We start from the raw sequence: 22,686 nt of genomic DNA, 5'->3' as shown, positions 1-22,686 counted from the left end.
GGAGAATACAAATTATGCGTTACGGTGCGCTAATAGCTCGGTCAACGCAGGTAGGAAAGTGTTCTCGGGGAACAGCTCGGCAAGGTCCTGTTGTGCGCTTTTAAATAATGCTTCCGCCTCTTTTTGAGCAGCGCCCAAGCCCATCAGCGAAACAAAGGTAACCTTTTGCGCTTTTTCATCGCTACCAATGTTTTTGCCCAACATGGTGCTGTCGCCGGTTACATCGAGAATATCGTCGGTGATCTGAAAGGCTAGCCCAATTTTTTTGGCAAAGGCCAGCGCCTTTTCGGTCTGGTTTGTCGAAGCCCCGGCGGCAATACAGCCGCAGTGAACTGCAGCACAAATCAGTGCCCCCGTTTTCATCGCGACCATGTCGTGATGTTTGGGTAATGTGAGCGAGTGCCCCTCGCTCAGTACGTCGATAACTTGGCCGCCCAGCATACCATATTCACCTGCTGCCTGTGAGAGCGTGCGTACGAGTGCGAGTGCACAATCGGCTCCCAGCAGGCGCTGGGTCTCGTCGCTTGAAACTACCTCAAAGGCGAGTGTCAATAGGCCGTCGCCCGCCAGCACCGCTAGTCCCTCACCAAACTGCTTGTGGTTTGAGGGTTTGCCGCGGCGCATGTCGTCGTCGTCCATGCAGGGCAGATCGTCGTGTATTAATGAATAGGCGTGAATCATCTCTAGCGCGCAGGCAGCGGGCATCGCCAGCTCACCGGGCATGCCGAAGGCCTTACAAAATTCAACCGCCAGCACCGCACGAATACGTTTGCCGCCACCCAACAGACTATACCGCATAGCCTCTAGCACAGGAGCTTGCATCATGTCCTCGGCATATTCGGTATAATATTGCAAATTGTTTTCAATCTGTGCTTGAAGTGCGGAAAATTTGTCCTCAAATCGCATCGCTCGGTCCCTCTTTCTCAGGAAAAAGCTTTTCTATTTTTGTTTTGGCTTCATTTAACTGCTGTGAGCAGGTTTCAATCAACCCAGCACCCTCAGCATAAAGTGCCAGCGACTGCTCCAGACTGGTGCTACCGTTTGATAGCAGTGCGGTAATTTCATCCAAGCGGGTAAGCGCCTGTTCAAAGGTCATGTCTCTTCTCCTTCTGTGGCGATGCTTTGAATAACAGCCGTGGCGCTGCCCTCATGTAACCGAAGTGTAATATTATCCTCTTCTTGCAGATGCCCAGCGGAAATGACGGGGTGTCCTTCCTTTGTCGCAATGCAATAGCCCCGGGCCAGTATCCTAAGAGGGCTTAGAGAATCGAGCAGGGCGGCCCGTTGTGAAACAGGCTTAAGCCTGTTAGAGATCTCACTTTGAGAAAGGTTATACATCGATTCTATCAAATTATTCAATCTTTGTCTATTTTTATTAATAAAAAACCAGGGATTTTTTAGTGGCTCGGTCGATTTTTTTTCAAGCAACAGCCGTTCTTTTAAAATTAGCTGGTGTGTCATCGCGTTTTTAAGCATATTTTTACGCTGCCCCAACCGCTCCAGAAGCTGCGCGCGGTCAGTTACGGCCAGTTCGGCGGCTGCGGTCGGTGTTGCAGCGCGAAGGTCGGCGGCAAGGTCGCACAGCGTGATATCGGTCTCATGACCCACAGCTGAAATAGTCGGAATGCGGGACTGGGCTACAGCGCGCACCACTGACTCCTCGTTAAAGGCCCAGAGATCCTCAGCGGAACCACCTCCCCGTCCGACGATCAGAACCTCACTTCTGCCATCGCGATTGATTGCTGCGATCGCCGCAGCAATTGACGCGGGTGCCTCCGGCCCCTGTACCACAGCGGGTGCCAGCAACAGCTGCACCGTGGGGTTTTTGCGTGCGATCACACTGAAGATATCATGCAGCGCTGCGCCCGAATCGGACGTCACCACGCCGACTATCGTCGGATTAGGTGGAATAGCACGTTTTTTGTGCTCATCAAAATAGCCTTTTGCGGCCAGCAGCTGCTTTTGCTTCTCAAAGGCGAAGCCCTGTGCGCCCGCGCCATCAAGCATCAACTCAGACACCATTAACTGGAACGTGCCGTCACGTTCATAAAGGGTGGCCGCACCACGCGCTACAACCGCCAGACCGCTTTGAGGCATAAACTTGAGCTGCAACGCGTTGCCGGCGAACATAACGGCTTTGATGGAGGACGTATCGTCGCGCAGCGTAAAGTAGAGGTGCCCCGAGCGCTGGTTAGCGGTCAGAGTGCCAATTTCGCCCGCAACATAGATTTCTTTAAGCCTAGGATCGGCTTCCAGCTGTGATTTAACATAGCGGTTTAACTGCGATACTTTTAAAATCGGCAGTCTCATGCGCGTGCACCTCCTCCCACACCTGCCCGAGTCACCGTTTCACCTGCGGCAAGCGCCGTGAGCACAGCAATGCCCGCCGCGTTGTCACAGGAAAACTCGGGCGGTGCAAAAATGCCATTGTACCGGCCCTCAACCTCAGCACGGATAATAGAATTGGACATCACGCCCCCTGCAAACACCAAATCGGTACAGCCGGTGGCGGTTTTGGCATTCTCAGCCATTTTTAAAAGCGCCGACAAAATAGATAGCAGGCAAAACCGAGCAATATCTGCAGGTGGTTCCCCCTTTGTCAGCATGGCCCGGCACTGGTTTTCTATACCGGAAAGACAAGGATTTTCGCTTTGAAACGCCGATTTAACCTTAAAGCTACGAGTGGACTGCTGCGCGAGCGCATCCAGCGCGGGTCCCGCAGGAAAGTCAAGCCCAAGCATATGTCCAACTCTGTCCACCACCTGTCCGGCGTTCAAGTCATTGGTACAGCTCAATAGTACAATATCAGCTTTGGGCAGTGACTTAACCCACAAGCACTCAGTGGTTCCTCCCGAAAGATGAAATGCTAAAAAGTTTTTGTTGATTAATTCAAGCCGGTCGGCACCGTAAAGCGCCGCCGCAACATGCCCCGCCTGATGTGAAAAAGTATATAGCGGTACGTCGGTTGCTGCAGCAGCAGTTTCAGCCGCCATTAGCCCCGTTAAAAAACAGGGCATGTACGAGCCTTCTATATCGCGCGGGCGCCGCGTTGCACCGATAGCAGCAAGTGGCTGATTATCCTGTGCACGAAGCGTCGTCATAAGTTCGCCAAGCGCCTTAACATGCGAAAAAACGGCATCGCTCTGCCGTAGGCCAACCTGACCCTGCGGCACGGGCAAAAGCCGTTTTTGCGAAACGACACCCCCCGCGCGATAAATGGCGCAGGAGGTGGTATAGTTACTGGTGTCAATCCCTAAATATCCAAGCATGATTCGTTCTCGTCAGCCTCTTTATTCTTGACCGGTACGGCCTCCTTGACAAAGGAGCCCAGCACGCCGTTGATATATGAAGCGTCGTTCTCAGTTGCATATTTTTTTGCCAATTCAATGGCCTCATTAATGGTTACGCGCACCGGAATATCCGGGAAATAGCTCAACTCACAGACTGCCAACCGCAGTACCGCCAAAGTAACCCGCGCCAGACGAGTGATTTTCCACTTAGTCAGGTGTTTCTCGATATTTTGATCGAGTTCAGCTTCTTTTTCATCCACTGTTAGCACCAACCGCCGGGCATAGTCATTAAGCTCAAGCGCGCGACTCTCAACCGCCAGCGTAATAAGCTCATCCATGGGCTCTTCGCGAAAGGATTTTTCAAAAATAAGCAGGAATGCAGCTTCTCGCGCATCTCTTCTCTTCATAGGAACGACCTCTCATGTAAAAATACAAAAACATACCCTCCGGCGTATCAGGCGGGAGGGTATCTCATTGCTGGTTTAAGCCTGCATTTCGCTGGCCTCGTATGCAATTCCCTCAACAACGATGTTGACCTTAGAAACGGTGATGGCAGTCATGCTTTGAATAGATTCCTTAACAGCCTTTTGCACCATCTCAGAAACGACCGGGATTTTAACACCATGTTTCAAAACGAGATGCAGCGTTATATCAGCCATATCATCATTGAGTGCAATGTTTACTGCTTTGGGGAACGACCGTCTGGATAGCATGCCCTTAAAATCGACCGGCGAAGCAGTAATGCTGTGCACGCCCTCGACCTCTGATGCAGCCGTACCGGCAATGGTGACTAAAACCTCTTTGGAAATGCGCAGCGTTCCGACCGCGCTTTCTCTTATTTTCTCATTCATCTATAAGTTTCCTCCGTTGTCTTTTCAAATGCCGCGCAAAATTGTCCCGAAAAATCAAAGCCCATGGCTATGTAAAGAATTAGAACCTTTAAAAGTGTTATTGCATCAGCGGCAAACCGTTGGACATCATCCGGTATAATAATTGCTTTTCAGTTATTATACCACATATTTGCTGCAAGACAACCGGATGATACAAAAATATCTGTGGTTTGCTGCAAAAGTCCTCTGCCACAGCCTTTTTGACTGTATTTTGAAAGTAATAAGGTGGCCGATTGCGCATATTGAGGCGCACCCAAAGTGCGCCTCAATATCATAGTATGTTTTAGCAAGCCCCGATACTATACTCAGTTGACCTCAATAATGGCGATGTTCTCATCGGGAATGGTGACCTCTTTAACGATGATATCCTTCATCTGTGCCACTTCGTTCGTGAGAAGACCGTTGGTTTTAACAATGACATCGACGCGTTCGGTATCATAATAGACCATGCATTCTGTAAAGCCTTTTGCCTTTATAAGGTTTTCGATTTTGCCTTCTGTCTCGATCGCCTGTGCCATTGAGGTGGTTTTCAGCGCCAGCTCGGTACGTTGTTCTGGGGTGATGGCGTCACTTTCGATGAGGTTCTTTAATGTCTGAACCGCTTCATCGCGGGTCTTCTGTCGGCTGATTTTTGCCTCAGCAAAGAAGGCATCGGCATCCTCGCCAATATTGACATACTGAGAGTCGCCGTAGTTTTTATCCGTCTCCAGCGTGCTTGTGGTTGGCAGCTCGAACCCGTCGCCGGAATATACCCAGTTGAGATATACCGCCAGAGACAGGCAGAGCACCAAAGCAGCCAAAATAATCTGTTTCTTGCCAACAATCATATTCATTCTAAATTTTTTCATTCGGATTGCCTCCCGCTTATTATTCTGCTGATTGAATTACGCATACCTGTAAGGATGTAACGCCCAACGCCGTTGTCACCGCGTCGGTCACGCGCTGGCGTATCACCGGATTCCCGGCGCCGCTGCAAACCACCACCACACCCTTTACCCTGGGTGAAAGCTCGGTAAGCACCAAAGGCTTCTTGCCACCTGAAGAATCAACGAGGATATAGCTTTGTTGCCGGTCTTCCTTTTCCTGAACCTTAGAGGGGGCGTCGCTGCCGTCCGCGTAGGTAAAAACGCTGTCGTCAGACTGTTTTTCGTCCGCAGCATACCGATATTCAACACCGTTTTCCAACGTGACCATAACATGTACCGCGCCCACCCCTTTAATTTGTTTTAATATCTCAGCCAAACGCTGCTCGGTCTGCTGCGCGTGAGTATCCAGCGAACCGACAACATCCTTTGACACATCGGACTGGCCGCTATCGTCCGGCCATAGGCCGGTCAACATAATTAACAGCATGCCTGCCACGCCCAGCATCGTCAACCATTTGGCCTGTTTTTGGGAAATGCCGCTTTTTGAAAATAATCCTTTGAGAAATCCAGACGCTTCCATACTATTTCACCTCCCCGTATATAGCGGTTTGAACAGCTATACCTAAGAAGCTTTCAAGCTCCTTTTTAGTCTCATCTTGTCTTTGACTATCCTTCGGCTCTAAAAGGATATGAACTTTTGAAACCTCTAACGCGTTCTCCGATACGCTAAAGTCTATTCCGATTTCGCGTGGAAATATGCCAAGCATTTCTAATTTATTAGAAATCAATTGGGTCATCTTAGACTTAAACTGTACCTTTAAAATTTCGTCGGTATCAAGAGCCTCTATCGCCTGCTCCTGAACAGATGACAGTTCAATCTTGGGTCTGTCATTCAGCCAACCAGCGGCTGGCGCAATCAGACAGAGCAGCAGGAACATCTGCAATATGTAACCCAGCTGTTTCTTCTGTGACGATGGGGTCAGGTTCTCAAAAATAGCGGCTACCATTGCGCTGACGAGGAGTGTAAAGGTCCATAGCTTTATATCATTCATACACCTGTTCCTCCGGTCAGTGAAAGCATTACGGCCGTAGAAATGACCAACAACATCATCATCGAAAGTAAAATTGCGGTCATAATCGAAAGCAGATTAGAAAACCCAGATAGAATACCCTTGACAGGCGACACCGATAACATTTCCCCCATGATGGCGGCGATGGCCACAACGGCGCGTAGCACCGTAATGCGCAGCAGTACCGGAAGGAAGGTCAGCACCGCTACCAGAATACCAAAGCTGCCGACGCTCGCCTTGATAATTTGCAGACTGCCTTGCATGGCGGAAAGCGCGTCGGTCAGTACCGATCCCACCACCGGAATAAAACTGCCAACTAAAAACTTGGCGGTTTTAATGGCAGCACCGTCCGCCGCCGAGCTTAGAAAGCTTTGCAGCGATAACAGCCCCGTAAAAGCTGTCATCACCAGCACCATCCCCCAATTGATGATCTTTTTGATTGCGCCGGAGGTCATGACAATGCCGCTGTTCTGCCCGATTCCCCCTGCTAAAGACAGCATCATATACGATTGCGTCAGCGGCAAAAACACCCCAGCCGCCAGTTGTGCGACGGTCTGAGCCGCCATCATGAGCACCGCATGATATACCGCCGCTGTCGCCGGCGCACCGCCAGTGGCCACCACCGTGGCATACACTGGCACATAGACCAGCATAAACTGCGCACAAGCGCGGATGCTTTCTGCCCCCTGCTCAAGGCAGTCGAGCACCGGCCCACTGAGGATAGCGGTGATGCTTAAAACGCCGATTAGGCCAAACACACAGGAAGCCTGTGTCTTTTCACCCAACACTGACAAAATGGCGCAAAGCAGCACAGCGGCCAGAATTGAAAACAGTTCTTTTTTATAGGTTGCCACCGTGTGCGCAAAATGTCGCGTCAGTAAATCCCAGAGTGTCTGCGGTGAAACGGTGAGCAGCTTTCCCATGCTTAAATCATCCAGGGAGAGCTCGTCCGCCATTTCCTGCGCCGAGGGTGGAATCTGCTGCTGTAAAAGCTCTAAGCCAAACTGGTCAGCTAATTCCTCTACCGGAGAAGCAGCGAGGCAATGGGTTGTCATCAACAGCAAAAAAAGAAGAACAAAGGCTATTTTTTTCACGTCCACGGCTCCCCTCACGCAGAAAATATTTTGGTCGCCAGTCGCAACAACTCTCCGAACAACGGTAGGCTTAAAGCAAGCAGACAGACTTTTCCGCAAAATTCCACCTTGCTACTTATAGCCGTCTCACCCGCGTCCTTGCAGGCGTCACAGGCCAGCTGAGTACAGACCGCAATGCCCAACGCCTTTAGTAGAAGCGTTGAATATTCGGTATCGAGCTGTGTCAGCGCCACCAGCTCAGACATTTGCTCCACCACCGGGCTCAACGCATTGACGCCCCACAGCAACAGCAAAATACCACAGACCAGTGACAGCAGTAACGCATATTCCTTTTTTAAATCACGCAATGTCACCGCCAGCAGCATTGCCATCAAGGCGGCGGCCAATACGGCAAAAAATTCTTGCATCACAGATTAAACACCGTCTTTACTGTTTCAAAAAGTGTGTTAATCTCGTAAATCATCATCATCAAAACAACAATTAACCCTGCCAGCGTCGTCATCATTGCCTGTTCCTCACGCCCGGAGCGGATGAGAACCTGGTTAAGTACCGAAACGATAATGCCGACAGCAGCAATGCGAAAAATTAAATCGACGTCCATTTTGTTTTTCCCTCCTAAAACAGTATGACGGCCAGAGAAAGCCCAAGCAGCGAACCGAGTGTAGCCGAGAGCCGCTGGTTTTTCTCGCAGGAAACGCGCGCCTGCGCGAGTATCGTATCGAGCTGCTCAGATAACAGATCAAGCTGACCGATCTGGGTTTCGAGATCGCTTGTCCCGAGGATATCGCCCACTGATGCGAGTAACCCGCGTTCGGGCGGATCCAGCGGTTCGGCACTCGTCCCCACCGCCTGTGCCCACATGGTTTTAAAGTTTGCTGCCCTGTCGTCCCTTACCGCCTCAGCAAGATAATCGCAACCAGACAACACTGAATCGTTTTGCATTATTGTCAAAAGCTGATCCGGCGGCGCCAGTGTAAAGCGTAATGTATGGCGCAGTGTTAAAATAAAGGTGCGCGCGCGCTCAATTGCCAAAATTCGTTGCTGATACCGTGCGCCGTGATAAATCCCACCAATTGTGCAGCTGAGCGCCAGAAGGGCCAGCCCCGTGATGCGAAGCCAAATCATCAACTGAAAACACCTCCCTGATGCTGGATGGGTGCGGAAATTCGCTTAGTATGGCTACTTTGTTAAAAGCGCCGCTTCCAAACAGCAGCTTGCCCGCCTGACGGTTTGCCAGCTCCGTTTTACTCCCTGCGTGAATGGTTGTGATAACCGAAACACCGCAGTTGAGTGCATGCACCACCGAAGCTACCTCTCGTTCTGAGCCCAGCTCGTCGCAGAGGATGACCTGCGGTGACAGATTGCGCACTGCCATTAGCAGCCCGTCCCCCTTGTCATAGCCCGAGAGTACGCAGCAGTTGTGGCAAAACCCGCTGAGTTCGCCGCGCTCATCCACCACAACCACCCGGTCGCACCCTTTAACCACACCACCAGCCAGCGAGACGGCTAAGTCGCGCAACACCGTGGTCTTACCGCTGGCGGGCGCACCGGCGATCAGTAGGCCGCAGATGCCGTTGCCAAAAGCCTCGCGTAGCAGCCTGTCCGCCACGCCGCGATATTCTCTGGCGATGCGCAGCACAATGGCGTTAACCCCCCGCAGGCTCATCAGTGCGCCATCGCTGCCGTATACCGCCGTGGCTGCAAAACCCGCGCGGTGCCCACCCACTAAGGTGAGATAGCCCTGCGCCAGCTCACGCTGATGGCTGTGGACAGCCTGTCCGCATAACGAAATATAGCATTGTGCCAGCTCCTGCTCGGTGACCGGCGGCCAGTCACGCAGTACGATACTGCTGTTATTCACCCGAAGCTGCGGGCAGGCTCCCGCTATCAGCCGTAGCTCCTGCGCGTTTTCGCACAATGCATCCGGCAGGTGGGACAACCTTTTTTTATAAACATCAGAAAGCGAGGCGACCGCTTGCATGAATGCGGCTCGTCCAGAAAACATTTAAATTCCTCCTCTCTTTCTACTGCTATTTGTATGGACAGCCCCCCGCTTCTAGAACATAAAAATACCGCGTCGTCCATTTAAGACGACGCGGTAGATGAAAATATTTTCAGGTTTTCTTTGTGATGGTGGTGCGGCAGTTTGGACATGTGATCGTGATTTTGCCCCGGCCTCGAGGCACACGCAATGTCTGCTTGCAGCGTGGGCAGCTGTAATAGCGGTGATCTCTGTCCTTGAGCCGATTATTCCAGCGCTTTAAAAATAAGATAGCAGGCTCAGCTTTTTGCAAAAAGACTCGATTTTCAGCACTACGCTTATAAATATCCCGCGAAAGAAAACGAATCCAGAATAAAGCCAGTGGAATTGCCGCAATAAAACGCCACAAGCTGGATGGCAGCAGTATCGATAACACCAGATAGGTTCCCAGTAAAGTCCATTGAAGTTGATCGACGCCGTAGCGCCCAGCCATAAAGTTGCGCAGCCAGTTCATCATAATAATCCCCCTGTTATAGCCTGTTGTTCCAGCTCAAGATAAAAGCGGTTAAGGTTACCAATATAATTCTCTTTCCATGGCTTGTTTCTGCCACAGTAATGGACAATTGCGGTGTTTTGCCGCACCCAGTCTAATGTCATCGGCTGCTCCCAATTTTCAGGCCGCAAATTATACAGTTGAAAGCAGCGCTCACTCAAATTATAGCGCAGATGATCCACCGTCATTATTCGGGTCGCGTAGACAGCATTGAGCACATCCTGATCGGGTAGCATCAAAACCGATTTGTGCGCCTCAATATAATCAAAGACCTCGTCCTCATTTTGTTCACGGCGAAGCGCGTCAATATTCATCATCATAACGCCGGAGTTAACGTAGCTGGATCCCTTGGGTTTTGAGAGACGCAGGTCGTTAACTCTGTTCAGTTTGGAACACGACGAAATATGTGAAGCCGCCGCAAACAGGTTTCCTCCAAATTCAAGGGTATACAGCGTCTCTAGCGAGTTGAGTACCACAAGATCGGGGTCTAAATATAATATACGGTCAACCGTTTCAGGTAGTAGCTGTGCTGCAAAAATACGATAATACATCTCAACAGGATAGCGCCCGCTGGTCGGTGCATCAGCCAAAAATCCCTCTGGGATGACGATGGAATGAATTTCAAGCCTTTCGGGGCAGATTCGTTTGAGCTTTTCAAAATGCGTTTCAGTCAGTGAGGTGTGCAGCACATATAACGAAACGCTTGTTGCCGGATTCGCCTTTAAAAGCGAAAACAGCATGACGGTCAGCTGTTTTAAATACCCCGCATTGAGTGTCACCAATATGTTCATTTTTATAGTTCCCCATTGCCATTAATATGTCAAATTGTAGTTTATAGTATAGCGAAAGGATATTAATGATTTGGGAACAATTAATGTAATAATAATATATTTTACTAATAAAATCAAAAGAATAATCAAAATGTTGTAGTAACAACCGCTAAAAAACGTTTACGCTCCGATTGTCAGGGCGTAAACGTTTTTCTATAAAATCTGTTGAGGTACTTTGCTTCGCGGTGGCTGAGCATAAATAACATACTGATGGCTAAACAGAGATCAGAACAGTCCAAAGATGCGGCCGTTCTCATCAACGTCAATATTTTCTGCCGCAGGCTTCTTGGGCAGTCCTGGCATGGTCATGACGTCGCCGGTCAACGCCACGATAAATCCTGCGCCGGCCGATACCTTTAGATTGCTGACCTTGATGGCAAAGTCATTCGGGGCGCCCAGCGCCTTGGGATCATCGGTGAAGCTATACTGAGTTTTGGCCATGCAAATGGGCAGATTGCCAAATCCGAGTTCTTCTAGCTGCAGGGCCTGCTTGGCAGCTGGAGCGGTTAGCACAGCACCATTGCCACGATAAACACGCTGTACAATCGCGTCTAGCTTTTCCTTAATCGGTAGTTCGGCGTCGTAAACATAATTGAAATCATTAGGCATTTCGCACAGGCGCATAACCTCCTGCGCCAGCTCTAAAGCACCTTCCCCGCCCTTGGCCCAAACCTCACTGAGCGCAACATTGACGCCAATCTCACGGCATTTTTCACGTACAAGCGCTAGCTCCGCCTCGCTGTCGGTCGGGAAGCGGTTGATGGCCACTACACAGGGCAGACCATAGACCTTGGTGACGTTTTCTACATGACGCAGCAGGTTGGGCATTCCTTTTTGAAGTGCCTCAAGGTTTTCCGAATTTAAATCGGATTTTAAAACGCCACCGTGGTGCTTGAGCGCGCGCACTGTTGCGACAACGACCACGGCGCTTGGCTTAAAGCCAGCCATGCGGCACTTGATATCCAGAAATTTTTCAGCGCCGAGATCAGCCCCGAAGCCCGCCTCGGTAACAGCGTACTCACCCAGTTTCATCGCCATGTGGGTTGCCATGACCGAGTTGCAACCATGCGCAATATTGGCAAATGGGCCGCCGTGGATAAACGCCGGTGTCCCCTCGAGCGTCTGTACAAGGTTCGGCTTGATCGCATCCTTGAGCAGTGCGCACATAGCACCTTCTGCATGAAGCTGTCCAGCGGTAACGGGCTGGTTGTCATAGTCGTAGCCGACAATCATCTTTGCGAGCCGGGCTTTCATATCACTCATGGACGAGGATAAGCAGAGTACCGCCATAATTTCGGAGGCAACGGTGATATCATAGCCGTCCTCGCGGGTGACGCCATTGGTGCGGGGTCCAAGTCCGTCAATGACGCTGCGCAACTGGCGGTCGTTCATATCCACAACGCGTTTCCAGGTGATGCGCTTGGGGTCAATGCGAAGCAAATTACCCTGGTAGATATGGTTATCCAGCAATGCGGCCAGCAAGTTATTCGCCGCACCGATGGCATGAAAATCGCCGGTAAAGTGTAGGTTGATGTCCTCCATTGGCACGACCTGTGCATAACCACCGCCAGCGGCACCGCCCTTCACGCCGAACACCGGCCCCAGAGAAGGCTCACGCAGTACGACAACAGCCTTTTTCCCAAGGCGGCGCAGGCCATCAGTCAACCCAACGCTTGTCGTGGTCTTTCCCTCCCCAGCAGGGGTCGGGTTGATCGCAGTCACCAGAATCAGCTTACCTGTTGGCGTATTTTTCAGGTCGGAGAGCAGCTTGTAGTCTACCTTTGCCTTAGTACGACCATACAGCTCGAGATATTTTTCGTCTACACCCACCTCTTTTGCAATTTCGCGAATGTCCTTGGGCTCGCAGCTCTGCGCGATCTCGATATCGGATAAAAAAGCCATTTAAAAAAGTCCTCCTAAAGCGTTTTGGAATTTACAGCACCTCAAACGATATGTTTCTGCGCCACAATTTCAGCCTCACCATAGCACATGTCCCTTCGGCGAAACAATATCCAATCCACTTCCCGTTTTATCATTTGACGGAAAAAAGATGCTTTTAGTGGTCACACATTCCATATATGCGCGTATGCGATCGATGTAAACAACGCAAACTGTTAATGAGTTATTAAACAAACAAGTATCAGGCTAATAGAAGCTGAAATTGTCCTTTTGCCAGTGATATGATGCGCTCATAGTTGGGGAATGGATAAAGTCCGACTCCTACAGCGCGACAGTGGTAGAGCTAAGGCGAAAATTGAAATCCCTATCAGCATCTTCGTCTTAAAGTGGATCAATGGCAATTTGTCTTGTCTTTCCACCCGACCAATCGCTGATAATATAGGTATCAGGTGTTAATTTTCTCATTATTATGACACTTTCCTTTCTATATGCGCTTTTTAAAGGTGAAATTTACTGTCCGAAAGTATAATGGCCTTATCGTCTAATAAACGTCATAAAGTGATGCGCGAGATGCCAAAACAGATTTTATATGGTTGCGTTCACAAAATTCATCCCCTATGATGAACTTGCAGATTACTTTTATAGAAACGGAGCCGATGACTATGAACAAAATTCTGGAATGTGTACCAAACTTCAGTGAAGGCCGCGACCTTGATAAAGTTGAAAAAATTGTTGCCCCATTCCGCGGCAAAGAAAATGTCAAGCTGCTGGACTACAGCACCGACAAAGACCACAACCGTTGCGTTGTCACGGTAGTCGGTGAACCGGAGTCTGTGCGAGATGCCGTCATTGAGGCAATCGGAATTGCTGCTGAGTTGATCGACATGACCAAGCATGAAGGTCAACACCCCCGCATGGGCGCTACCGATGTGGTACCCTTTATTCCGATTCGCAACTGCACTGTAGAAGAGGCTGATCAAATAGCCCGTGATGTTGCCTTGGCAGTCGGTGAAAAGTTTGGTGTTCCCAGCTTTTTGTATGAAAAATCAGCCACAGCACCCCACCGCGCCAACCTGTCCGACATCCGCAAGGGTCAGTTTGAAGGAATGCCTGAAAAGATGAAGGACACTAAGTGGAAGCCCGACTTTGGCCCGGATACCATCCATCCGACCGCCGGTGTAACCGCTATTGGCGCACGCATGCCGCTCATCGCCTTCAACATCAACCTTGATACGCCCAATCTGGATATAGCCACCCAGATCGCACACAGGGTTCGCCACATAAACGGCGGGTTCCGTTTTGTCAAGGCGATGGGTGTCATGCTGGAGGATCGCAACATTGCGCAGGTTTCAATGAATCTCACTGATTACACCAAAAGTGCTGTCTACCGCGTGTTTGAAACCGTGAAGATGGAAGCACGCCGCTACGGCGTTAACGTGGTCGGAAGCGAAGTCATCGGTTTGACCCCCATGGCTGCGCTGATCGACTGCGCTGAATACTATCTACAGATCGAGAACTTCAACATGGATCAGGTTCTCGAGACCCGACTCTAAACGCTTGAACCGGAGGAATAATCGATGGAAATGAAAAATATGACCTTGGAGGTCTTTTGCGCCACGACCGCTTCTAACGAGCCGGCTCCCGGCGGCGGCAGTGTCGCCGCATTGGCCGGTGCTCTGGCGGCCTCTTTGGCGGAGATGGTCGCGCAGTTAACCGTTGGTAAAAAGGGCTACGAAGCCGTCGCGGAAGAAATGACCGCGCTAATTCCTCAGGCAGCTGCACTGCGTAACACACTGCTCGACGATATCACCCGTGACAGTACATCCTTTAACGCCTACATGGAAGCGCTGGCCCTGCCGAAAAACACCGATGAGGAAAAGGCTGTCCGCCGTAAAGCGATGCAGGACGCGCTGAAAAAAGCGGCTGAAGTTCCGCTCAGCGTTGCTCAAACAGCAGCTAAAATCATGCCTTTGGCAGCTATTCTGGTTAAAAAAGGGAATGCCAACGCGGTGACCGACGGCCTAGTTTCCGCCATGATGACGCGAACCGCTGTACTTGGCGCTTTGCTAAATGTTAAAATCAATTTAGGCTCGATCAAGGATGAATCCTATGTTTCTCAAATGAGGGAAAAGATTCAGAAGCTTGAAACCGAAATAATCAGTGGCGAGGCTACTGTACTAGCTACTTCCCCGCTTGAAAATTGATCGCACATCTTTTTATTGTTTCAAAGTAGCCCACCACGAAAGCGGCAATGAATCGCATACTAATTGCTAATACTTGATCGACTAACTCAGAGCAACCAGATTTCTGGTTGCTCTGTTGATTTTCTATAAAAACGATTCTGCCAGCAGATTAGCATCTTTTGAAATGCCTCTTATAACGTTTTCGAATTATAAATTCAGTGCAATAAATTTTGACTAAATTTTTATTTATTTTTTAGAAAATAACTAGTAAAATATACTTTATGCTTATCGGCAAATTAAATATAATGCATATTGCCGTTTAAATATTAAAAACCCTATTGTATTGCCGCTTCGCCATTTCGTTAGCATATTACCGGAATAAAGTTTCATCTTTATTGCGTCTTTTGGCTATTATAAACAATCCGGTACCTTCCTCAAAATGGCTTTATAATCGTTATTTTTGTTATAAATTCTTATTTTTTTCATAAGCTAATTTTATACCTATTTTTATTAAGTTATACTCTATTGTCAATTTTACCAAACAACTACAAATAAATTAGACTAAAGGCCGAACAATCTGATTATTCTGCTAGCCTTTACCGTCTTGCATGATTGCAAATCACCGTTTACAGCGTGAAAGCAGCGTCGATAATATGTCTTACCCACTAATAGAAATGGAATCACTTAGACGTTTCTTTGACAGGGTATCTTTATACTTTAGTCATATAATTAACCGGAGAGTTGTGTATGGTCTGTATGACACCTCCCTCTGATAAAGGAGATTATGCGAAATGAAATCAATTGTTTTGACCGGTCAGAATCTGACTTTGGAAGAAGTAGCGCTTGTCTGCCGCCAGGATGCGCCTGTGGTACTTTCGGAAGCAGCCAAGCAAAGCATCATCGCGTCGCGCGAGGTTGTGGATCAGATCATCAAAGAGGGTCGCGTAGTTTACGGCGTCACAACTGGTTTCGGTAAATTTAGCGATGTTGTCATCAGCAGCGAGGCGTCCAAGCTGCTGCAAAAGAATTTGATTATCACCCACGCCGTGGGGGCGGGAGAGCCTTTTCCGCGTGAAGTGGTACGCGGCATGCTCCTTTTGCGCATTAACAACATTGCTAAAGGATATTCCGGCCCAAGAATGGAAGTCGTAGAGACCATGGTTGATATGCTCAATAAAGGGGTGACACCGGTTGTTCCTCAAAAAGGGTCGCTGGGTGCCTCGGGAGATCTGGCGCCACTGTCTCACATGGTGCTGCCGATGATCGGACTTGGTAAAGCGGAGTACAAGGGTGAAATTCTGGACGGCGCGGAGGCGATGAATCGTGCGGGTATCCCGACTATCGAGTTAAGCGCTAAAGAGGGTCTGGCACTTATCAATGGAACGCAGGCTATGACGGCAAGCGGTGCGCTAACGGTTTATGATGCACTAGAACTTTTAAAGGTTGCGGACGTTGCTGCCGCATTGAGCTTTGAGGCACAAAATGGTATTATTGATGCACTTGATTCGCGCATTCATGCGATACGCCCGCATCAAGGTCAGATTGATACGGCCCGTATCGTCAGTCAGCTTTTGCAAGACAGTAAAAACACGACACGCCAGGGTCAAATTCGCGTACAGGACGCCTATTCTCTGCGCTGTGTACCACAGGTTCATGGGGCGAGCAAGGACGCAATCAACTTCGTGAAAAACAAGCTTGATATCGAAATGAATTCCGTGACCGACAACCCCATCATTTTAAAAGACACGATGGAGGTTATCTCCGGTGGAAACTTCCACGGCCAGCCGATGGCGATTCCTTTTGACTATTTGGGTATGGCTATATCCGAAATCGCCAATATCTCAGAACGACGTCTCGAGCGTCTTGTCAACCCTGCGTTAAGCGGACTTCCAGCCTTCTTGACAAAGCACGGCGGTGTCAACTCCGGCTTTATGATTGTACAATATTCTGCAGCTTCCCTTGTTTCTGAAAACAAAGTACTTGCACATCCGGCTAGCGTGGACAGCATCCCATCCTCAGCAAATCAGGAAGACCATGTCAGCATGGGAACCACCGCCGCCCGCAAGGCATGCGAAATTCTCAACAATACGCGACGCGTACTTGCTATGGAGATCATGTGTGCCTGTCAGGCCATCGATCTGCGCGGTAATAAAGGAATGGGTGTCGGCACCCAACCGGCTTATGAAACCATCCGTGCTTTAGTTGCCCCGCTGGAAGAAGACCGCCCACTGTATGGAGATATTGATCAGTGCGAAAATGCGATTATAGATGGTAGCCTAGTCTCTAACGTAGAACGCCACGTTTCACGAATTGAATTTTAGTTAATATCTATAATGCTGCCGATGAAACGATGACGCATATACTTCATTGGAAAGCTTAGATAAGCAGCTAAATTCGATATATAAGGATTGGAGGAATACAATATGTTGTTCAACCCTGTAATTGTAGCAGTAGTCATTCTCTGCGCACTATGCCTCGCGAAGATGAATATCCTCCTCGCTATGATCATCTCGTTGTTTGCGGGTGGTCTTGCGGGCGGCCTCGGTCTGAAGGGAACAATGTCTTCCCTGCTTTCCGGGCTGGGCAGCAACGGCGAAACCGCATTGGCCTATATCCTTCTTGGCACTTTTGCCACAGCGATGGCAACCACAGGCATTGTCGATATTCTAGGTCAAAAAATGACCAAGTTTATCGGTAACAAAAAGCTAGTCTTTTTATGGACACTTGCATTTATCGCTTGCCTTTCACAAAATGCCATTCCGGTACATATTGCGTTTATTCCTATCCTTATCCCCCCGCTGCTTATACTGATGAACAAACTGAAAATTGATCGTCGTGCTGCGGCCTGCTCATTAGCATTCGGCTTAAAAGCGCCGTACATCACCTTACCCGTAGGCTTCGGATTGATATTCCACGGTATTGTGGCTAAAAATATGACCACTAACGGCATGCCTGTCGATGTCAAGGAAGTTTGGAGAGCGAACTGGATTCTCGGGTTGGCCATGTTCATCGGTTTGTGTATTGCAGTGTTCTTTACCTATCGCAAGCCCCGTGATTATCAGAATGTCCAGATTATCGAACACGAAATTCCTCAGGAACTCAAGTTTGAACGCCATCATTGGTTTACGCTAGTTACCGTTATTGTAATGGTTATCCTGCAGATTCAGTTTGGATCACTTCCCATTGCGGCGCTCGGTGGCTTGCTACTCCTGATAATCACCGGCACTATTAAATGGAACCAAATTGATGCCCAGTTTGAAGGCGGCATCAAGCTGATGGGCTTTATCGCCTTCGTCATGCTTGTCGCTGGCGGTTTTGCACAGGTTCTTAAAGATACCGGCGCAGTTGACGAACTTGTTAAGAACTCCATCGGCCTGATGGGTGGCAACAAGCTGATTGCAGCCACCATGATTACGCTGATCGGCCTGTTGGTCACAATGGGCATCGGCACTTCCTTTGGTACCATTCCGGTTCTGGCAGTGCTTTACGTTCCGCTTTGTCAGCAAATTGGATTCAGTACCCCGGCGACAATTTTGCTGATCTCTGCGGCAGCGGCTCTTGGCGATGCCGGTTCCCCTGCTTCTGACACCACGCTTGGACCGACCAGCGGATTAAATGCGGATGGCCAGCATGATCACATCTGGGATACCTGCGTCCCAACCTTCCTGCATTTCAATATCCCACTGATGATCGCTGCGATTATCGGCGCTCAGTTCATATGATTCCAGTCAAAACTGCTAGTTAAGCTGGCGAGTTGGGAAAGGTTGCCTTATGGCAACCTTTTCTCAGTTTGTCCCAAAAGTCTTTTGCTTCGCTTAGTCTTTTACGTAGTTTCGCAAAGTTGGGCAAAGGCTCGCTTTTGCGCCTGCGGACGAATGATCTGTTGTACTTGAAAGTGGGGCTGGTGGCTGAATGACTTCTCTGATTGCTGTATATGATATAGGCAATTGCCGTCACGCCTCCCTTTTCACATCGTTTCCCCGTTGTCATGATACCTGGAGCTTATATCTATTAAAATAGGATTCGCTAAATTTTACTTTAGCGAATCCTATCTATATATAACTAGCCAATCACAGTGTTTACAATTTATTTCTATCGGTACCGAGGGTTAAAAGCTCAAAATTTCGGCATTGTCCACTTGATCTCCTTAGATAAGCTGACTGGCCCACCCATACTACATTGTACTACCCTTCCGCCTTCGGCACGCGCAACCGCCTCAATAATACCACCGGGCTGCTGCAAAGCACGGTGACACACACCGTTTATTTGCGTTATGGCCCCCAGTACGGCCACCGCCATCGAACCGCTACCGCAGCTACTCTCCCACACCACCGAATCAGTTTCGCAGACATAGACAACAGGCGTCATATTGTCTCCATCTAAAAACATGATGCCATAAGCACTACTATCCACCTTGCTTTTTGCCGTTGCGAAAAGGCCATCGACAAAATGCTGGCCGCGCGAAGCACCTGGTACGATTATATGTATAATCCCATCAAAGTGGATCGCGTCAAATTCTTCGCCTTCAAATTTGATGGTACCCTTCCCTGCCGGCAACGGCATCTGTGTTTCGCACCTGCCGTGCTCACAATCAATTTTCACCAACAGCGGGTGGTCGGCACCGCTGATTTCTACTTTTACCTCGCTCGGATGATTGGGCAACAGCGCGCTAAGCAAATAGCCGTAGCTGCGGGTTGCGTTGCCGCAGAACTCCCCGCCCATCATCTCGATGCGACCATCCGCGCCCCTCTTCGGTGCGACATGAAACGCTACCTGCTCGGCACGGAATCTGCTGTCAGCCAGCAGCATTGCCGCTACCGACGCATACTGCTGTGGCGAGACGGCGCTCATGACAAAAATTGTGATGTTGCCGGCCGGGTCGGCAATTCTTATTGAAAGCTCCATATAAAATTAATACCCCTCGCTCCGGAACCATCCGGTCTATTATTAACCACAGTGTAGTACCCCGCCGTCTTTTTTGCGTTTATTCGCCCACTCGCGGAAGTTCAAGCGGAAGTTCAAGCTCATAAGCGCCCGGAAGCTCGGCCAGATATTTTTCGCTTTTTATGCAGCAAGCTTCAAGACTGTCTGATATAACACCGCTAAACACTTCTGGGAAGTTTTTTAGCAGCATCGCTTTGATGCGTTCAACAATCCCCATCGCCATAGGGGAACTGATGATGCGGGCTGTTTTTTCGGCCTCTGTCAGCAGACGCCTAGCATCACTTGCGTTACCATCCATGGCATAAAGTAAGCAGCAATGCGCCTTTGTTGCCGCGCGCCCGACAAGAATATTGGAAGCGTCATACAGCTTATTGGCATAGAAAAAAAGCTCTGCTGCCTTTTCCTTTTTGCCCAGCATCATCAATGCACAGGCCTGATTAGAATAGAAAATTGGATTTTTGGGATATTTGCGATCACCGCAAAGCGCAATTGCCCGCTCGTAAAACGCCAGAGAGGCATCAAAGTGCTTTTGCTTACGCTCCAATTCCCCCAGATAATTGTAACAGGCTGCGAGATTCAAAACATAATTCTGGCCGTCCAGCGCTGTGGATTCAAACAGGCCTATAGCCTGATTTAACCGGTCCCTGCTTTCGTCATACCGACCGCACATTGTCAAATACAATCCATATAGGCGGCATTCAATGGCGTAATCGATGCTCAGCCGTTTCTCCTTTGCAATTGCCATGCCTTTCTCAATGTTTTCGCGCATTAGATTGGCATTCCACGTCTGTATTCCGTAAAATGTAAGCTGCCGCAGGCAAGAAATATGGATATGCGGATGTGTTTCTAAATAACCAGTGTGTGCAAGACTGCGTTTAATGGCCTCAAGCCCCTTTTTATAAAAGCCCTGTGAAATGCAGTATTTTCCGATAACGAGATAGAGCAACGTCTCTAGCTCTACAAAATCGATGGCGTTAGGCTGATAATTATATAGTCGGACAAGCTCTGTCACCAGCTCATCAAAATATTTCGAAAGCTGCTTGGGCGCTTCCAGTGCAGAATCTTTCTGCGGCTGAAGAACTGGATACAGCTCATAGTTATACCGCGAATAGTCCGCTAAACTAAGAATTTTGTACTGGAGGACCTTAACGTCGTTACAAGCCTGCGCATAATGATAAATAATCCGTTGGTACCAGTTATTATTGTGCAGCAGCTCCGGCGTCTGCTCGTAGTAGTTTGCCACTCGAGCATGCAACAGCCTACGCTTGGAGGGCGAAAGCTGCGAATGGACAAAGTCCTGCATTTTTGCATGGCGGAACTGAAACCGAATTTGCCCATCGGTGACCTTTTCCTTAATCAGACTATGTTGCTTGAGATTGTCGGTCAATTCAATGATTTCCAGCGTATCACGATTGAGAATATACTCCACAATATCAAGTGTGATAGATTCAGGACAGACGGACATGGTATCCAGTAACTGCCGGGAATCGGCGGAAAGCGCCTCAAGCCGTTCGAGCAGAATGTCATGCGGATTGGACGGCATTCGGCGTGAAGCACCTTTGTCGTTGGTAAGATAACCGAGGAGCATATCAAGGAAAAAGCCGTTCCCTTCAGAGTCTTGATAAATATGAGAGATGATCTGTTCGTTGAGCGCATCCGGGCCAAGCCGGTCGGTGATAATCTCCGATACATCCTTTTCAGTGAATGGCGGAACTAGCAACGGGCTTACAAATTTTTCGCGCACCAGCGCGTTGATCTGCTTTTGCAGATAGGGCATCTGTATATCAAGACAGGTACTGACACAAAGAATATTTGGGTTGCGCTCTCTTATAATCAGCGAAAGCAGCTCCAGGCTGTGATTGTCCATAAACTGAATATTATCGAAAAACAAAATGATCGGGCTCTCTTCCCCGACATATGAAAACAGCTTGAGCACGCTGTTTCTGGCGGTGCGGTAGTTGTAGGATGTCATCACATCTTCCGGCACCTGCGAGGTTTGCTCACTGTCACCAAAAAGCGGAAACAAGGTATTGATATAGCTAGTGTAGCTTGTGGGAACCGTCATATTGCGGCTACGAATTTGCTGGTCAAGCTGTAGCATAATGGTGTTCCATGGCTGCAGAATAAACTCGCGTTCTGCCTGAAAACAAATCGTTTTAAGTACAATGCAGGCATCTTCGCCGATGCTGTCTAAAAAACTGTTGACGAGATATGTTTTTCCGACGCCGTTTTCGCCCAAAATCAAAAGCGCCGTCGGTGTGCCAAGCAAAAAGGCACGGTATGCCTTCATCATAAACTGCATTTCCTCTGCGCGGCCGATCACACGCACAGGCGCTTGTTCCTGCTCCTCGGCTGTGGATTCGGTCCACGCGCTCAAGAGTTCGCGGTGTAGCTGTGTCAGTTCGGCACAGGGGGCAATTCTCAGTTCAGTATTTAACAACTTGCTGATATTCTGATACACCTTGATTCCCTTGTAATACAGAGCATTTTTCTGGTAGCACGTCATCATAAGTTGATAAACACGCTCGTCCAGCGGACCTTTTTTGATATATCGGGTAAAGAGCATTTCGGTTTCAGAGACATCTCTTTCCACCGCTTGAATCATTACGTCATACAGCTGGTGAAGATAGTATTCCCGAAACTCATTGCGCTCCATTTCTAGCCAGTTTTCAAAAGCATCGGCGTTTTTCAGGCTGAAGCCTTGTAGCAACTCTCCATCGTAGAGTGAAAAGTCGTGGGTTTTCATGAAATAATCATAATCAATGTCATATTCTAGTTCAGGGTTTAAGGTCAGCAGATGCTTTTTGGGGGAAACGATCAATTCGATGCCAAATACTCTTTTAATCGTATACAGCGTATGGCGTAAATTCTTCTTTGCAACCTGCGAATCATCGGTATCCCAGAGCAGGTTTGCCGCCTGTTCGCGCGAAACAGTCTTTTTTATCGCAAGGCAATACAACAGCGCCTCCGCCTTTTTAAATGGCAGAAGAATCTGTTGACCGTCTAATAATATCATCGGCATTTGCAGCAGTTTAAAAGAAATTACAGCCATAGACACGCTCTCTTTCTCATTATTCAAGTTAAAA

23 protein-coding genes are annotated in these 22,686 nt (G+C 49.0%); 4 read left to right on the top strand and 19 right to left on the bottom strand.

Annotated elements, in window-relative coordinates; all coding sequences use genetic code 11:
* Window positions 1-12 precede the first annotated feature (12 nt).
* The 17 genes from RBH76_02215 to RBH76_02135 all read right to left on the bottom strand — a co-directional run bounded on the left by RBH76_02215 (window position 13) and on the right by RBH76_02135 (window position 12,476).
* On the bottom strand, window positions 13-906 hold the full coding sequence (locus RBH76_02215) for a polyprenyl synthetase family protein (protein WMJ84257.1): 894 nt from the start codon (window positions 904-906) through the stop codon (window positions 13-15).
* Entirely contained in the window at window positions 896-1,096 is a 201-nt protein-coding gene (gene xseB / locus RBH76_02210) for an exodeoxyribonuclease VII small subunit (protein WMJ84256.1), read from the bottom strand. The genes RBH76_02215 and xseB overlap by 11 nt, the downstream gene beginning before the upstream one ends.
* Window positions 1,093-2,310, bottom strand: a complete 1,218-nt coding sequence (xseA, locus tag RBH76_02205; protein WMJ84255.1) for an exodeoxyribonuclease VII large subunit — start codon at window positions 2,308-2,310, stop codon at window positions 1,093-1,095. Before xseA ends, xseB begins: the two co-directional genes overlap by 4 nt.
* Window positions 2,307-3,269, bottom strand: coding sequence for a peptidase M22 (locus RBH76_02200; protein ID WMJ84254.1), 963 nt, complete (start codon window positions 3,267-3,269; stop codon window positions 2,307-2,309). The genes xseA and RBH76_02200 overlap by 4 nt, the downstream gene beginning before the upstream one ends.
* Window positions 3,254-3,697, bottom strand: a complete 444-nt coding sequence (gene nusB, locus RBH76_02195) for a transcription antitermination factor NusB (GenBank protein WMJ84253.1) — start codon at window positions 3,695-3,697, stop codon at window positions 3,254-3,256. Before nusB ends, RBH76_02200 begins: the two co-directional genes overlap by 16 nt.
* Before the next feature lie 75 nt (window positions 3,698-3,772).
* On the bottom strand, window positions 3,773-4,141 hold the full coding sequence (locus RBH76_02190) for an Asp23/Gls24 family envelope stress response protein (GenBank protein WMJ84252.1): 369 nt from the start codon (window positions 4,139-4,141) through the stop codon (window positions 3,773-3,775).
* A gap of 344 nt (window positions 4,142-4,485) precedes the next feature.
* On the bottom strand, window positions 4,486-5,028 hold the full coding sequence (locus RBH76_02185) for a SpoIIIAH-like family protein (protein ID WMJ84251.1): 543 nt from the start codon (window positions 5,026-5,028) through the stop codon (window positions 4,486-4,488).
* Window positions 5,029-5,047: 19 nt separating this feature from the next.
* On the bottom strand, window positions 5,048-5,626 hold the full coding sequence (locus RBH76_02180) for a hypothetical protein (protein WMJ84250.1): 579 nt from the start codon (window positions 5,624-5,626) through the stop codon (window positions 5,048-5,050).
* A 1-nt stretch (window position 5,627) separates the two neighbouring features.
* Entirely contained in the window at window positions 5,628-6,098 is a 471-nt protein-coding gene (locus RBH76_02175; GenBank protein ID WMJ84249.1) for a hypothetical protein, read from the bottom strand.
* Window positions 6,095-7,210, bottom strand: a complete 1,116-nt coding sequence (locus tag RBH76_02170; protein ID WMJ84248.1) for a hypothetical protein — start codon at window positions 7,208-7,210, stop codon at window positions 6,095-6,097. The genes RBH76_02175 and RBH76_02170 overlap by 4 nt, the downstream gene beginning before the upstream one ends.
* 14 nt (window positions 7,211-7,224) lie before the next feature.
* A complete protein-coding gene (locus RBH76_02165) occupies window positions 7,225-7,617 on the bottom strand; it encodes a SpoIIIAC/SpoIIIAD family protein (protein WMJ85187.1) in 393 nt (130 codons plus the stop codon).
* Window positions 7,617-7,811, bottom strand: coding sequence for a stage III sporulation protein AC (gene spoIIIAC / locus RBH76_02160; protein ID WMJ84247.1), 195 nt, complete (start codon window positions 7,809-7,811; stop codon window positions 7,617-7,619). Before spoIIIAC ends, RBH76_02165 begins: the two co-directional genes overlap by 1 nt.
* 14 nt (window positions 7,812-7,825) lie before the next feature.
* Complete coding sequence (locus RBH76_02155; protein ID WMJ85186.1) at window positions 7,826-8,335, bottom strand: stage III sporulation protein AB; 510 nt, start codon at window positions 8,333-8,335, stop codon at window positions 7,826-7,828.
* Window positions 8,232-9,215, bottom strand: a complete 984-nt coding sequence (locus tag RBH76_02150) for a hypothetical protein (protein WMJ84246.1) — start codon at window positions 9,213-9,215, stop codon at window positions 8,232-8,234. Before RBH76_02150 ends, RBH76_02155 begins: the two co-directional genes overlap by 104 nt.
* 109 nt (window positions 9,216-9,324) lie before the next feature.
* A complete protein-coding gene (locus tag RBH76_02145) occupies window positions 9,325-9,708 on the bottom strand; it encodes a hypothetical protein (protein WMJ84245.1) in 384 nt (127 codons plus the stop codon).
* The gene (locus RBH76_02140) at window positions 9,705-10,535 is read right to left on the bottom strand and encodes a glycosyltransferase family 8 protein (GenBank protein ID WMJ84244.1); all 831 of its coding nucleotides are present in this window, start codon (window positions 10,533-10,535) and stop codon (window positions 9,705-9,707) included. Before RBH76_02140 ends, RBH76_02145 begins: the two co-directional genes overlap by 4 nt.
* Before the next feature lie 264 nt (window positions 10,536-10,799).
* On the bottom strand, window positions 10,800-12,476 hold the full coding sequence (locus RBH76_02135) for a formate--tetrahydrofolate ligase (protein WMJ84243.1): 1,677 nt from the start codon (window positions 12,474-12,476) through the stop codon (window positions 10,800-10,802).
* Between the two features lie 653 nt (window positions 12,477-13,129).
* Between RBH76_02135 and ftcD the strand changes: the two genes are divergently transcribed.
* From ftcD to RBH76_02115, 4 genes are all read left to right on the top strand, one after another.
* The gene (gene ftcD, locus RBH76_02130) at window positions 13,130-14,026 is read left to right on the top strand and encodes a glutamate formimidoyltransferase (protein WMJ84242.1); all 897 of its coding nucleotides are present in this window, start codon (window positions 13,130-13,132) and stop codon (window positions 14,024-14,026) included.
* 24 nt (window positions 14,027-14,050) lie between these two features.
* Complete coding sequence (locus RBH76_02125; protein WMJ84241.1) at window positions 14,051-14,677, top strand: cyclodeaminase/cyclohydrolase family protein; 627 nt, start codon at window positions 14,051-14,053, stop codon at window positions 14,675-14,677.
* 770 nt (window positions 14,678-15,447) lie between these two features.
* Window positions 15,448-16,977 (top strand): histidine ammonia-lyase, encoded by a 1,530-nt coding sequence (hutH, locus tag RBH76_02120; protein ID WMJ84240.1) that lies wholly within the window; start codon window positions 15,448-15,450, stop codon window positions 16,975-16,977.
* A 102-nt stretch (window positions 16,978-17,079) separates the two neighbouring features.
* Window positions 17,080-18,378, top strand: coding sequence for an SLC13 family permease (locus tag RBH76_02115; protein WMJ84239.1), 1,299 nt, complete (start codon window positions 17,080-17,082; stop codon window positions 18,376-18,378).
* A gap of 394 nt (window positions 18,379-18,772) precedes the next feature.
* Here the strand turns inward: RBH76_02115 and RBH76_02110 are convergent, their stop codons facing one another.
* A complete protein-coding gene (locus RBH76_02110) occupies window positions 18,773-19,561 on the bottom strand; it encodes a hypothetical protein (protein ID WMJ84238.1) in 789 nt (262 codons plus the stop codon).
* Between the two features lie 79 nt (window positions 19,562-19,640).
* On the bottom strand, window positions 19,641-22,652 hold the full coding sequence (locus RBH76_02105; protein WMJ84237.1) for an AAA family ATPase: 3,012 nt from the start codon (window positions 22,650-22,652) through the stop codon (window positions 19,641-19,643).
* Window positions 22,653-22,686: the final 34 nt, after the last annotated feature.

This window comes from Oscillospiraceae bacterium MB24-C1 (assembly GCA_030913685.1).
GTDB lineage: Bacteria > Bacillota > Clostridia > Oscillospirales > Ruminococcaceae > Yanshouia.
The sequence above is the reverse complement of the archived record's forward strand: the minus strand, read 5'-3'. Positions and strand labels throughout refer to the sequence as shown.